This is a genomic window from Edaphobacter dinghuensis, assembly GCF_014640335.1.
Classification (GTDB): domain Bacteria; phylum Acidobacteriota; class Terriglobia; order Terriglobales; family Acidobacteriaceae; genus Edaphobacter; species Edaphobacter dinghuensis.
On the sequence record NZ_BMGT01000001.1, the window covers coordinates 1372436 to 1385677 of the forward strand.

10 protein-coding genes are annotated in these 13242 nt (G+C 54.5%); 9 read left to right on the forward strand and 1 reads right to left on the reverse strand.

The annotated features are described in order from the left end of the window. Window positions 1-66 precede the first annotated feature (66 nt). The 5 genes from IEW09_RS05365 (at window position 67) to IEW09_RS05385 (ending at window position 4316) form a co-directional block, all read left to right on the forward strand. Window positions 67-984: an ABC transporter ATP-binding protein gene (locus IEW09_RS05365; protein WP_188553059.1), complete on the forward strand. Its 918-nt coding sequence runs from the start codon at window positions 67-69 to the stop codon at window positions 982-984. Beyond that, window positions 977-2215, forward strand: coding sequence for an ABC transporter permease (locus IEW09_RS05370; RefSeq protein WP_188553060.1), 1239 nt, complete (start codon window positions 977-979; stop codon window positions 2213-2215). The genes IEW09_RS05365 and IEW09_RS05370 overlap by 8 nt, the downstream gene beginning before the upstream one ends. 324 nt (window positions 2216-2539) lie before the next feature. Beyond that, window positions 2540-3709, forward strand: coding sequence for a M24 family metallopeptidase (locus IEW09_RS05375; RefSeq protein ID WP_188553061.1), 1170 nt, complete (start codon window positions 2540-2542; stop codon window positions 3707-3709). A gap of 20 nt (window positions 3710-3729) precedes the next feature. Next, the gene (locus IEW09_RS05380; protein WP_188553062.1) at window positions 3730-4143 is read left to right on the forward strand and encodes a DUF6677 family protein; all 414 of its coding nucleotides are present in this window, start codon (window positions 3730-3732) and stop codon (window positions 4141-4143) included. Further along, window positions 4140-4316: a hypothetical protein gene (locus IEW09_RS05385; RefSeq protein WP_188553063.1), complete on the forward strand. Its 177-nt coding sequence runs from the start codon at window positions 4140-4142 to the stop codon at window positions 4314-4316. The genes IEW09_RS05380 and IEW09_RS05385 overlap by 4 nt, the downstream gene beginning before the upstream one ends. 40 nt (window positions 4317-4356) lie before the next feature. On the opposite strand, the gene IEW09_RS05390 is transcribed toward IEW09_RS05385, so the two are convergent. Further along, complete coding sequence (locus IEW09_RS05390) at window positions 4357-6390, reverse strand: EAL domain-containing protein (protein ID WP_188553064.1); 2034 nt, start codon at window positions 6388-6390, stop codon at window positions 4357-4359. A gap of 66 nt (window positions 6391-6456) precedes the next feature. On the opposite strand from IEW09_RS05390, the gene IEW09_RS05395 reads away from it, so the two are divergent. The 4 genes from IEW09_RS05395 to IEW09_RS05410 all read left to right on the forward strand — a co-directional run bounded on the left by IEW09_RS05395 (window position 6457) and on the right by IEW09_RS05410 (window position 13205). After that, window positions 6457-6792, forward strand: coding sequence for a cupin domain-containing protein (locus tag IEW09_RS05395; RefSeq protein ID WP_188553065.1), 336 nt, complete (start codon window positions 6457-6459; stop codon window positions 6790-6792). Between the two features lie 98 nt (window positions 6793-6890). Beyond that, window positions 6891-8123, forward strand: coding sequence for a glycoside hydrolase family 88/105 protein (locus tag IEW09_RS05400; RefSeq protein WP_188553066.1), 1233 nt, complete (start codon window positions 6891-6893; stop codon window positions 8121-8123). A gap of 38 nt (window positions 8124-8161) precedes the next feature. Continuing rightward, window positions 8162-9358: a sialate O-acetylesterase gene (locus IEW09_RS05405; RefSeq protein WP_188553067.1), complete on the forward strand. Its 1197-nt coding sequence runs from the start codon at window positions 8162-8164 to the stop codon at window positions 9356-9358. A gap of 322 nt (window positions 9359-9680) precedes the next feature. After that, entirely contained in the window at window positions 9681-13205 is a 3525-nt protein-coding gene (locus tag IEW09_RS05410; protein WP_229739102.1) for a TonB-dependent receptor, read from the forward strand. Window positions 13206-13242 lie beyond the last annotated feature (37 nt).

Below are 13242 nucleotides of genomic sequence, written 5' to 3' on the forward strand. Positions count from 1 at the left end.
CGATGCTACCAAGAAGCTGCCCGCCCGCCGCAATCACCCCTGCTAAACTTGACATTAAGAGAACCCATGTCCATCGTCGAGCTCCAGAAAGTCCGTAAGGTCTACGACACGAAAGTCGCCGTAAACGACATTAGCTTCAACATCGAACCCGGCACCATGTTCGGTCTTCTTGGTCCCAATGGCTCCGGAAAAACCTCCAGCATCCGCATGATGATCGGCATTACCGTGCCCGATTCAGGCTCGATCAGCCTCTTCGGGCAGCCGTTTACACGAAAGAATCTTCATCGCGTCGGCTACCTGCCCGAAGAACGCGGCCTCTACAAAAAGATGAAGGTCATGGATCAGCTCATCTTTCTAGGCCAGCTTCACGGCCTCGACGCCTCGACGGCCAGCCGCCGGTCGCATGAATGGTGCGAGAAACTGGGCATATCGGCTTCCATCCACAAAAAGACCGAAGAACTCTCCAAGGGAATGCAGCAGAAGATTCAGTTTATCTCGACGTTGCTGCACGAGCCTGAACTCATCATTATGGATGAGCCCTTCAGCGGCCTCGACCCTGTCAACGCTACGATTTTGCAGGACACTCTGGTTGATCTTCGCGCTCAAGGACGGACCATTCTCTTCTCGACGCATCGCATGGACCAGATTGAGAAGCTCTGCGATTCCATCTCGCTTATCCACAACGGCAACCTCGTCCTGTCAGGCACGATGCGCGATATCAAATCAAAGTATCCACGCAATCGGGTCGAGATGCTCTTTGAAGGGGATACTGGTTTCCTTCAGCACCCTTCTATCGAAGAAGCCAAGACCTACAGCGGACGGGCCGAGATCAAGCTGCGTACGACTGACGGAATTGCTCCCGACGCGCAGCCATTGCTCGCCGATGCCATTCAGCGCGGCACTCGGATCAATCGTTTCGAGGTGAAGGAACCGACGCTTGAAGAGATTTTCATTGAAAAAGTTGGAGGCAAGGTCGATGCATAACGTCTGGCTGATCGCAAAGCGCGAGTATCTTGAGCGCATCCGCACCAAGGCCTTCCTCTTCTTCACTGTTCTTTTTCCTTTATTGATGATTGGGGGAATCGCCGTCGAAGCGATTACCAGCACTCATGCAAAGTCGACCTCGCATATTGCTGTGGTCTCGCACGATCAGCAGCTTGCTATGGATCTGCAGGCCGAGTTGCAGGATGGCAAAGATAGCAGGATGACGGTCGATGTCATCTCACCTCCGGCCAGCGATACTCACAGCGTTCTCGACGGAGAGCTTGCAGAAAAGAGTCTCGACGGCTATCTCTGGATTACGCCGGCAACCGAGGCGAATGCCAGGCCCAAATTTACCTACACGCCTCGCTCGGCAGGCGACATCGCCACCAAAAACGCAATTAGCTCCGCGCTGCGAACGGTTCTGGTGCGGGAGCGGCTTACGCACCAGGGCATGGTGGCTGCGGACGTCAACTCGCTGATGCAGCCGGTTGAGGTGGATACGACGCAAGCAGGGAAGAACGCTGACACGACGTCAACTTTTATTGCGATCTATGTTCTGTTTTTCCTGATGTACTTCGTCATCATGCTGTATGGCATGAACGTAGCGCGTTCCATCATCGAAGAGAAGACCTCGCGAGTCTTCGAGGTGCTGCTTGCCACCATTCGGCCAGAAGAGATGATGGCCGGCAAGATGCTCGGAGTGGGTTCCGTCGGGTTGACCCAGGTATTTATCTGGTTGATTGCCGCCATTCTGCTTACCAGCACATCGTTGGTGTCGTCGATGGCAGGCGGCCATGTGCATATCTCGCTCAGCGCGATGCAGATCGTCTTCTTTGTCGTCTTCTTTGTGCTTGGCTTTATGCTCTATGCCAGCATTGCCGCCGCTTTGGGAGCGATGACCAACTCGGAGCAGGAGCTACAGCAACTCAATATGTTTCTGGTGATGCCGCTGGCTTGCTGCTTCTTTGCACTGGGCATCATCGTCTCGAACCCGAACTCTGTTCTGTCGACGATTCTTTCGCTCATCCCATTCATGACGCCGCTGATTATGTATCTTCGTCTCTCCATAACGGCGGTACCGTCATGGCAGCTCGCGCTCTCGATAGGGCTGATGTTGGTTACGATCTATGCAATTCTCTGGGTGGCAAGCCGGATTTACCGCGTTGGCATCCTGATGTACGGCAAAAAGCCGACGCTCCCCGAGATTCTGCGCTGGCTCAAATACAGCTAGTTGTTGATAGGGATGAGGGTACCCCCTCCCCCTACTTTAGTTGCAAAGTCTTCATTCTTCAGGACTTAATTTTCAAAGTCTTGTTTCTAAATGACTTAGGCTCCAGTTCAAAACTGAAGCCTTGTTTATTTCTCTTCTATGGATAGTGTACTGAATCAAGCTGAACTAATCCGCACTTCTGGTTTTCGGACTAAGCTGTTTATTTTGTTTTAGATGCCTGGGTAAAGTGGCCATTCAGGACTTGACAGCTTTTCGAGGAGTGATTCGCATGACTTGTGCCGCGGCCTTTGGATATTTGTGCATCGGACGGCTAAGATTGCGGGCATGAACCTTGCTTCGATTCAGGCTGCACTTCGTGACCAAAAATTGGACGGATGGCTGTTCTATGACCACCACTACCGGGACCCTCTGGCATATAGGATTCTGGGATTGGGTGAGACGTCATTGGTCTCGCGGCGGTGGTTTTACCTGATTCCGGCCGAGGGAGAGCCGAAGAAACTGGTGCATCGGATTGAGGCTGGGAAGCTGGATGCGCTCCCGGGGTCGAAGGCGGCCTACTCCTCGTGGCAGGAACTGGAGCAGCAACTCGATGCGATGTTGGCTGGCCGCAACCGGATCGCGATGCAATACTCCCCCCGAAACGCCATTATGTATATCTCGCTGGTAGACGCGGGCACGGTAGAACTGCTGCGCGGCATGGGCAAAGAGATCGTCAGCTCGGCCAATCTGGTGAGTCAGTTTGAAGCAGTCCTTACTGAGGATCAGATTGCCACACACTTCGTAGCGCAGCAGAAGATCGATGCGATTCTGGACGCCGGATGGAAAGAGATGGGCAGCCGGGTGCGCTCAGGAGGAACCGATGAGTTTGCCATGGTCGAGTATTTCTGCGAGGCGATGGGGCGCGAGGGATTGCTGTGGGACCATGGGCCGAACGTAAGTGTAGGCGCGAATTCTGCCGATTCGCACTATGATCCCAGTCCTGCGAGTTCAAAGCCGATCCGCCGGGGCGATTTTGTGCTGATCGACATATGGGCGAAGCTCGAGCGCGCCAACGCTTGTTTCTACGACATCACGTGGACCGGAGTGGTGGACCGTGAGCCCACCGAACGAGAGCAGGAGATTTTTGTGACCGTGCGCGACGCTCGTGACGCCGCAATCGCGAAGGTGCAAGAGGCGTTTGCGGCACGCAGGCCAATTGCTGGTTGGGAGGCGGACGATGCCGCGCGCAATGTGATTCGACAAGCCGGATTTGGAGAATGGTTCACCCACAGGACAGGGCACAATATCGGCCCGGTGCTGCATGGAAACGGGGCGAACCTGGACAATCTCGAGACGCATGACGAGCGACTGATCCTGCCAAATACCTGCTTCTCGGTTGAGCCGGGGATCTACTTTCCCGGTGAGTTCGGGGTACGCAGTGAGGTGGATATGATGGCCCGGACAGGCAGGGCCGAGGTCACGGGACGGATACAGACCGAACTGGTACGGGTGTAACTGCTATGATGGCTACTGAGATGGCGAACACTGTACAGGTCCCAGCGCGCGCCGCTGGCAAGTCTTCTTCGATGGCGCTTCTGGTGTTGATCGCCGGATGGCTGGTTCCCGGTGCCGGGCACTTTATGTTGGGCAAGTGGGTGCGGGGATTGCTGCTGTTTGTCAGCCTGGTGCTGATGTTCAGCATTGGCCTGGCGCTCCAGGGTAAGATCTACTCGCCAAATACGGGCGATCTCCTGGATATCCTGAACTTTGCAGGCGATCTGGGAACCGGGCTGCTCTATGTTGTGGCAAAGATCTTCGATCTGGGTGCTGCAGCCGTAGTAACCGTTTCGGCAGACTACGGGACGAAGTTCGTCGTAGTGGCAGGGTTGTTGAATGTGATTGCAGCGGTGGATGCGCATTCGCTGGCGACCGGAAGGAAGGCCTCGTGACGATTACGCACTTTGATGCTGTTTTACTGTTCTCCCTCTTCGCCTCGATCGTCTTCGGTATTACGCAACGGACGGAACCGCGAATGATGATTCGCTTTGGCGCGTTCTGCTTCGTGCTGTTTGTATTGGGAACAGTTCTGGGTAGCTGGCTGATGTGGCTGGTCAAGCACTAAAAATCAATACGTATATAAGGCTCTCGTTTTCTGCAGATGGTCAGGAGCGATTCTTCAGTTGCTGTTCCAGCTCTGCGATCCGATCGAGTAATCGCTGTTTTTCCAGCGTGGATTTGCCGATGTCCTGAATAGAGAGCGCGACTCCGGCGATGCCGCCGTTTTTTCCATGGACCGGAGCGGCTGTGACCTTGATCCAGACATGGGAGCCATTATCACGCCGATAGAGAATGTCGTCAGATTCTGTGATCTCGCCGCTACGGACGGCGCGCTCCGAGAGATATTCTTCGGGCCCGAAGGGCCGCCCATCATGATGGAACAGGTTCGTGTTGCGATAGCTGTCGATCTTTGAGCCAAGTGGGATCCCTCGCTGAAAGATCGCCTCTGCGCGAGGATTGGACATGATGATGCCGTTGCTCGGTGACTCCGAGATAATGAGGCCCACTGGAACGGCATCAAATACTGCTCGCAGCAGTGCCTCACTTTCACGCAGCGAGCGCTCTGCTTTTTTCTGATCGTCGATATCTTCGACCGTGCCATACCAGCGAACGATATTGCCCTCGGAATCTCTCCGTGGCGCGGCGCGGGAACGCATCCAGCGCCAGACGCCGTCACCTCGCCCTATGCGAAACTCAACGTCAATTGGCTCGCCGGTTCGCAGGCAATCCGCCCATCGCCGTAGGGTGCGGATCACATCGGCGGGGTGGAGCGCCTTGACCCATCCCTGATCGAGCGCCTCTTCCGGCTTCCATCCTGTGGCCGTCTCCCAACGAGGCCCTGCGGTGAGAATTCTGCCCTGTGCATCGCTGGTCCATGGAATCTGGGGATTGAGTTCGACAAAGCTGCGAAAGTGTTCTTCGCTCTCTCGAAGTGCTTCCTCGATGCGCTTGCGGCTGGTGATATCGATGATAGCGGCGGAGATACCGACAACCTCATCGGCTTCGTCGAGCACTGGCAGATAGGCTACCAGCAGGGTAGTGTTGTGACCCTCGGCGTCCTTGCGAGGAGTAGTAATTTCGAGATCAGTGAAGGTCTCACCCTGAAGGACGCGCCGCAGGTATGGCTCGATCTCAGGAAACAACTCAGGAATTACATCGGCTACGGTTCTGCCAAGGTGCTGTGCAATCGAAACTCCATTCATCTCTGCGAGCTGTCGGTTGATATTGACATAACGCAAGTTGCGATCGAGAAAGCACAGGCCTACGGGAGCTCCCTCGTAGATGGCCTGCAACTGTGCGAGACGCTGCGTGGGCATGGCCTCGAGATTAAGCAGAGCGCCTCCCTCGTTCGTCTTTGTGGAGATGCCGGTCGAAGGTGACAACGACTGTGTCGAGAGGAAGGCCGCAAGATCGCTGGGAGGGACTGGAGGCCCATAGAGCCATCCCTGTCCGATATCGCAACCCAGACGCAGAAGCATCTCTGCCTGTTCGGTAGTTTCGACGCCCTCGGCAACCGTGGTGAGGCTCAGGCTATGGCCGAGGCCGATGATGGCTGCGACAATTTTTCTGCTCTCTCGCGTATCCGACATCTCGCGGACGAAGCTGGCATCAATCTTCAGCTCGTCGAAGGGCAAAGCCTGCAGATGGCGAAGACTGGAATAACCGGTGCCAAAGTCATCGAGCGCAAGCGATACGCCGAGATCTTTCAGTTCCTGAGCAATGGACTGCGCCTGATCCATATTGCCGATCAGGGCGCTTTCCGTAATCTCGAGGATCAAGCGCTTGAGGGAAAAGCCTGCGAGTTTAGCCGCCGAGCTGATCTGCTGGGATAAGGAGCGGTCGCCAAATTGAAGAGGAGAGATGTTGAACGAGATGGAAAGTTCTTCGGGAATGGATGTGGCGACTGTGAAGACCCGGCGCAACAGGTTTCGAGTCAGTATGCCGATAAGGCCGTTTTCTTCCGCAAGGGGAATAAAGATATCCGGGGAAACCGGGCCTTGAATCGGATGCCGCCATCGCGCGAGTGCCTCAAAGCCGGTGAGGACGCCGGTACGCAGTTCTACGATAGGCTGAAAGTAAGGGGTAATTTCGTCCGCGTTGAGTGCCTTGCGTAGATCGGTTGGGTGGGCGGCAACCATAGCTGCGCAGAAGGATACTCTTTACAGGTGAATTTTGCATTGTATTTTCTTGAGGATAAGTCATAAATGAGTTTGATGAGAACGAACGAGGCGCGCAGTTTTACACCCGAGCCGGGCATGATCCGGCAGGTACTGGCACATAGCGATGCATTGATGCTGGTTCGACACTATTTCGAACAGGGCTGGGTCGGAGAGAGACATAGTCATCCGCACCACCAACTGGTCTATGTCGTCAAAGGTGCACTGCACGTGAATGTGGCAGGGGAAGAGTTCGATGTGTTTACAGGCGACAGCTTCATCGTTGATGGCGGCGTCGAACACCAGGCCTCTGCGCTCGAGGCCTCCGAGGTGCTGGACGTGTTCACGCCCGTGCGCGAGGACTATCGCGAGCTGGTAAGGTAGGCTACTTTCTTTGCCGCTGATATTGTTCGTTGTTCGGCGCAAATTTGTATTTGCGATGCTTCTCCAGATATAAGGTTGTGAGTTCGGGAGAGCAGCGAATGAATCGAAGAAAAGTGTTGGCGCGTGTCGGATGGGGTTGGCTGCTGATAGCAGTGCTAGGTATTGTTGCCTCTGCATGGGGTCAGGTGGATGCTACGCAATCGTCGTTGAAGAGCAGAAAGCTACCTGCCGATCTCTCCAGGGCTGTCGTCGAAACAACGATGAACGAGTATCCAGCCTCCACCTCGTTGGGCAATTGGGGCTATACGCAGGCGCTCTATCTTTATGGAGAGTACCTGGTCTACGAGCGGACCCATGATCCGCGTTACCTGGCGTACATCAAAAGCTGGGCCGATGCTCATGTGGATGCCGACGGAAAGATCGACAAGCCGATCAACGCACTCGACTACATGCTTCCGGGCAATCTGATGCTGGTGCTTTATCGCGAGACGGGCGAGGCAAAGTACAAGGCGGCTGCAACTGAGATATGGGACCGGCTGAGGACGACCTATCCGCGAACCAGCGATGGCGGCCTATGGCATGCAACGACGCGCCAGCATCAGTTGTGGCTGGATGGAACTTACATGGCGCTGCCATTCATGGTGCACTATGGAGATGACTTTGGGCAGCAGAAGTATGCCTACGACGAAGCTTCGAAGCAATTGCTGCTCTACGCAAGTCATTTGAACGATCCGGCATCAGGTCTGCTGTTTCATGCATACGACGAGTCGGGCACGCAGAAGTGGGCTGACCCTGCGACGCATCACTCTTCTATCTTCTGGGCGCGATCAATCGGATGGTATGGCATGGCGCTGGTCGATGTGCTCGAGAAGATGCCTGCGGATCACCCCAATCGCCCGAAGCTGATTGCTCTGGTGCGGCAACTGGTGCAGGCCTATGCCAGATATCAGGACCCGCATACCGGGCTTTGGTACAACGTCGTAAATAAGCCGCAGCAGCCAGGCAATTGGCTGGAAACCTCTGCGTCTTCGATGTATGTGTACACGATCTCAAAGGCAGTGCAGCATGGCTATGTCTCCAGAAAGTATCAGAAGGTAGCATGCAAAGGTTATCGTGGTGTGTTGAGTGAGATCTCAAGCAACACCGCCGGTGGCGTTGAAATCGCCAATATCTGTATAGGGACAAACGTTGGCGATCTCCAGTTTTATTTGGACCGCCCACGCAAGACGAACGATGAGCATGGGTTGGGAGCGTTTCTGATCATGAACGAGCAGATGCGCAATGCGCCCTGTGTAGCAAAGATACGAGCCAAGGAAGCGAAGGCGCGATAAGTTGGAGCAAGCGCCTTGATCGTGATGGAGAGGGAGTGATGGGAACGTTTGGTAGCTGGCCTGAAGCAGCTTGGAAGCTGGTGGGGTGTTCAATGCTGTTCTTTGTGGCCCAGGCCGCCGCTGCAGCCCAGGGGATCAGTACGCCTGCACTGCCTGACGCGGTCGTGCGTCTGTCGTCACCTTTGGACTATCAGGTCTTTCAACGGCAGAGTCGACTACGCGGAACAATTGTGGTGAGTGGGCATGTGGTTGTGCCCACCGACCACATGCAGGTACGTATTGCAGGCAAATCATTGCTGGGCCCGCTCCCCGGACGATGGAAAGATATCCCCTTCGACAAAAAGACAGGAGATTTTTCTGCAAAGCTGGTAGAGGTCGCGGGTGGCTTCTACGAGGTCGATGTCAAGGCGATGATGGGAAAACACGAGACTGCTGAGGTCTCAGTCGCGCATGTGGGCGTGGGCGAGGTCTTCGTAATCGCAGGCCAGTCGAACTCAACCAATTACGGAGAAGTGCGACAAAAGACTGAGACGCAGATGGTCTCGACCTTCAGTGGAGAGAGTTGGAGACTGGCTGACGATCCTCAGCCTGGAGTGCAGGATGGAAGCACAAAAGGAAGTTTCATTCCATCGTTTGGCGATGAGCTATATCGCAAATATGGAGTGCCGATTGGAGTAGCTTCTGTGGGCCATGGTTCCACCAGTGTGCGCCAGTGGCTGCCTGCAGGCGAGCCGGTTGAAGTGATGCCGACAAAGGAAAGCTACGTGATTCGGCGTAAGGACGGAACGCTCGTCAGCGATGGAACCCTCTTTAATGGAATGCTGACTCGGATGAATCAGCTTGGAGCGCACGGATTTCGAGCAGTGTTGTGGCATCAGGGGGAGTCGGACTCCCATCAGCCAGAGGGGCACGATATCTCGGCCGCAGTGTATGAAAAGATGCTTCGAGGCTTGATCTTGGCCGCGCGAAAACAGGCTGGTTGGGATATGCCGTGGTTCGTAGCGGAGGCTACTTATCATTCGCCGTCCGATCGCGAGTGTCCACCGATTCGGGCTGCGCAGCGGAGCATGTGGGAGAGCGGCATCGCATTAGAAGGACCCGATACCGACACCCTCACGATGCAATACCGGCAGAACAACGGGAAGGGTGTCCACTTCAACGACGCGGGTTTGAAGATGCACGGGGCGTTGTGGGCTCACGCGGTGGAGATCTACCTCGATAAAGTATTGCGTTAGGGTAGGTAACCGCGGTACTCTCGCGGGTTTTCGAGGCTGCTCTTCCCAATTACGGCTTGGTTGCAACAATTAGCCGATCCAGCGTGCGCGGTTATCGGTGTCTCAATCGTAAGACTCGTTATTTCCTTGAATTTTGGCATGTATTCTCGTCCTTATTCATTAGGAGATATACAGCTTGGTGCGTCTTGAAATTGTTGAATTGATTTCATTAAATAAAAAATAAAACGATTAGTGAAAAATTTCTTGACAGTTGCTTTGCATCCTTTATAGGATTCGCGGGTCATCCTTCAATTCTTATAAGGCTCGACAGGGAGATCTTTTGATGCAGATTTTGTTCGTAGTGCGTAGTAAGATCGCCATCAAGGCGGCTGTATTCAGCAGCGTCATTGTGTTCTGTGTGTTGATGTTCAGTAGTGTGGGGTATGGTCAGCAATCGTCTGCCTCGGTGACTGGCTTGGTGAAGGACGCGACGGGGGCCAATATCGCCGGCGCACAGGTTAAGCTGCAAAATGTCGATACCAATACGCTGAGGCAGACCGTATCAAATGGCGCCGGCAACTACACATTTCTGAACGTGCCGCCTGGGCGCTACACGATGGAGTTCTCGGAGAAGGGCTTTCAGTCAGAGAAGATTACGGCGTTTGAGCTGAGCGTGAACCAGACCCTGACTCTCGAAGGCGTGCTCACAGTCGGCAGTGTGGATACCTCGGTGACGGTCGAGGCCGAGGGCGCCACGGTTGAAAGCTCTACCGCGGAACTTGGCTCGGTGATCGCGCAGCAGCAGGTACACAGTCTGCCTCTGAACGGCCGCAACTTCACTCAGTTGCTGACTTTGACGCCAGGAGTTACGCCCATCAGCGTTGGGCAAAACAGCAGCGCCAGCAATACCGCGGTCACTCCCGGTTCTACCTACACCTTTCCTTCAATCAATGGTCAGGGGAATCGCGAAAACTACTTTATGGTCGACGGCATGAACGACCAGCAGGCATGGTACAACACCTATGCTGTGGCTCCAATCATCGATTCGATTCAAGAGTTTAAGGTGAACTCGCACAACGACGCTCAGTTTGGCCAGGTAAGCGGCGGCGTTATCAATGTGGCGACCAAGGCTGGGACAAATGCGTTCCACGGATCGGCCTGGGAGTATGTTCGCAACAATGCCTTCGACGCGAGAAACCACTTCCAAAAGTCTGTGACGCCCTATCACCAAAACCAATTTGGCGGAACGCTGGGTGGGCCGGTGTGGATTCCCAAGCTATATAACGGCCACGATAAAACCTTCTTTTTCGTTGCCGCCGAAGGCTTTCACTATACGAAGGCGCAGAACTCTTATTTCAACGTGCCGACGCCGGAGGAGCTGAATGGAGACTACAGCGCGCTGCTGGCACAGCCGAACGGCAAGGGAGTGCTCTACGATCCGCACACAGGTCAGCCATTTCCTAATAACCAACTCGTAGACGCAAACGGAAAATCGGAAGTCGATCCGGCAGCTGTTGCCTATGCGAAAGCAGTGCTTCCTGCACCGATCGTCATTCCCGGTGATACCACCCACAACGCCGAAAATGTAGGAGCCAGCGTAACGACGCAATGGAACTACAGCGGCCGCATCGATCAGAATATCGGCTCGAAAGACTTCATCTTCTTTCGTTATTCCGGTCAGGAGATCGACACAACCGCTCCGTCCTCTCTACTTCATCTTGTGAGCTTGACCCAGATTCCTTCACAGCAATATGGTGCGAGCTGGGTACACATGTTTAGCCCGACGACCAGCCTGCAGGTGCAGTATGGCCGAGCGCACGTCGAGCAAAATACAGCCTCGACCTTCGATATTCCGAACGTGACTGCCATCTATGGCCTTGATCCGTCGATCTCGGGCTTTGTTGGTGGAAAGACACAAATGGCAAACCTGAATGTCTCGGGATACTTCTCCGGTGGAGAAAATGCGAGCCCGGCAGCAAATCTTTCGAGCATTCACCAATACAAGGCGACGCTCTCAAAGACACTAGGCAGGCATCAGCTTCAGTTTGGCGGTAGCTGGGACCAGATCAACTACAGCGAAATGATTCGCAACGGCACCGAGACCTTCGGCGCTGCGCAGACTTCGGGCGTCGATCCGGTGTCCAAGGTGGCATCAGCAGGAGATGCGTCGGCATCGTTTCTGCTCGGCTATCCCAACGATGCGAATAAGCGCAACGTCAACATCACCGAACGTCCCGGCGGGATCATGAGCTTCTATGGTCAGGACAGTTGGAAGTTCACCTCGCGTCTCACGCTTAATTTCGGCCTGCGCTATGACCGTACCTTCATCCCTGCTTATGGAAAAGAAGACACGGTCGGGCAGCAGGGCAGCATTGAGACGGGCGATTATGACTTCAATAACGGAACCTACATTCTGCAGGTTGCACCGCCGCTATGCAGCGTACGGTTGCATGCACCGTGCCTGCCCGGTCCGTTGCCCGCGAATGTCGTTGTCAGCTCGAACAAGAAGATCATGCATGACACAACCAATAACTGGGGCCCACGGTTTGGCTTGGCGTATCGCGTGAACGACAAGATGGCCGTTCGTGGCTCTTTCGGAATCTTCTATGACAACTGGGCCGCTGCGATCCAATTGACACAGAACTATCAGGGATCGTGGCCCGATGTGGCGACACTCGATACAGGCCAGATCAATGCCTCAGGACAGCCCTATACCGATCCGCATAATCCCTTCGGCACAACAGCAGCGACGTTGCCGCCGCCTACACCGTTCAACTACATCTCGCCAACTACTGGAAAGCTAGTGCTGGGTACGAATAACTACTACGTAAATCCGTTGACGAAAAATCCCTACTCCGAGCAGTACAACTTCGGCATTCAGCAGCAGTTCGGCAATAGCATGGTCTTTTCGTTGAACTATGTTGGTTCGCAGTCGCACCGGCTCGATATTGGTGGCTACTACAACACTGGTATGCCTTCTCCCTATCCCATGTACGATTCGCGCCGTGCCAACCAGGAAGGCCCGAGAGGACCACAGCAGAACGGTCAGCTCTACAGCTATATGCCTGCGGTTAAATCCTGGGATCGATCGATCGGCAAAGGTGCCTACAATGGGTTGCAGGCGTCGTTGGCCAAAAACCTTACCAATGGCCTGGCCTATACCGTCTCCTATACGTGGAGCAAGGCGATCGACGAAGGTCAGTCGGGATACTTCGGCGTAGAAGGAAATGAACTTCAAAATCCATACAATATTCGCGGAAGTAGAAGCGTAGCTGCCTACAATATTCCTCAATTGCTTTCGGCGAGCATCAACTATGCTCTCCCTGTAGGGAAGAACAAACAATGGTCAACCGGGAACGGGATCGCCGATTATGTTCTTGGTAACTGGCAGCTCAACACGATCTTTCTGGCCCGGTCGGGTCAGAATTTCACAGTCGGAGCTACCGGTGACATTGCCAACACCGGCAACGGCAACACCTATGTAAGAGGGCTGGTTCAGGGAGATCCGCATCTGGCGCATCCAACTGCGGCAGCATGGTTCAATACCTCTGCCTATGGCCTGCCGTACGCTACAGTCAGCAAAACAGGAGTCGTCAGCGAAGACCCCACGATCGGTGAGGGAAACAGCGGCCGAAATAACCTACAGGACCAGAAATACTACAACGTCGATCTCTCGGTCTTTCGGCAGTTTCCCATCAGGGATTCCTTCCATGCCGAGTTTCGTGCAGAGGCATTCAATGTGCTGAACCACACTGTTCTCGGCACGCCTAGCACTGCAATCAACGCTGCGAAGGGTGCCTTCGGTACGATCACTGGCACTGCAAGCACGGAACGTTTGCTTCAGTTTGCTGCGAAGCTGGTCTTCTAACTAAACGAACAAGCAAGCAAAAGCGGCGCGGAGATTT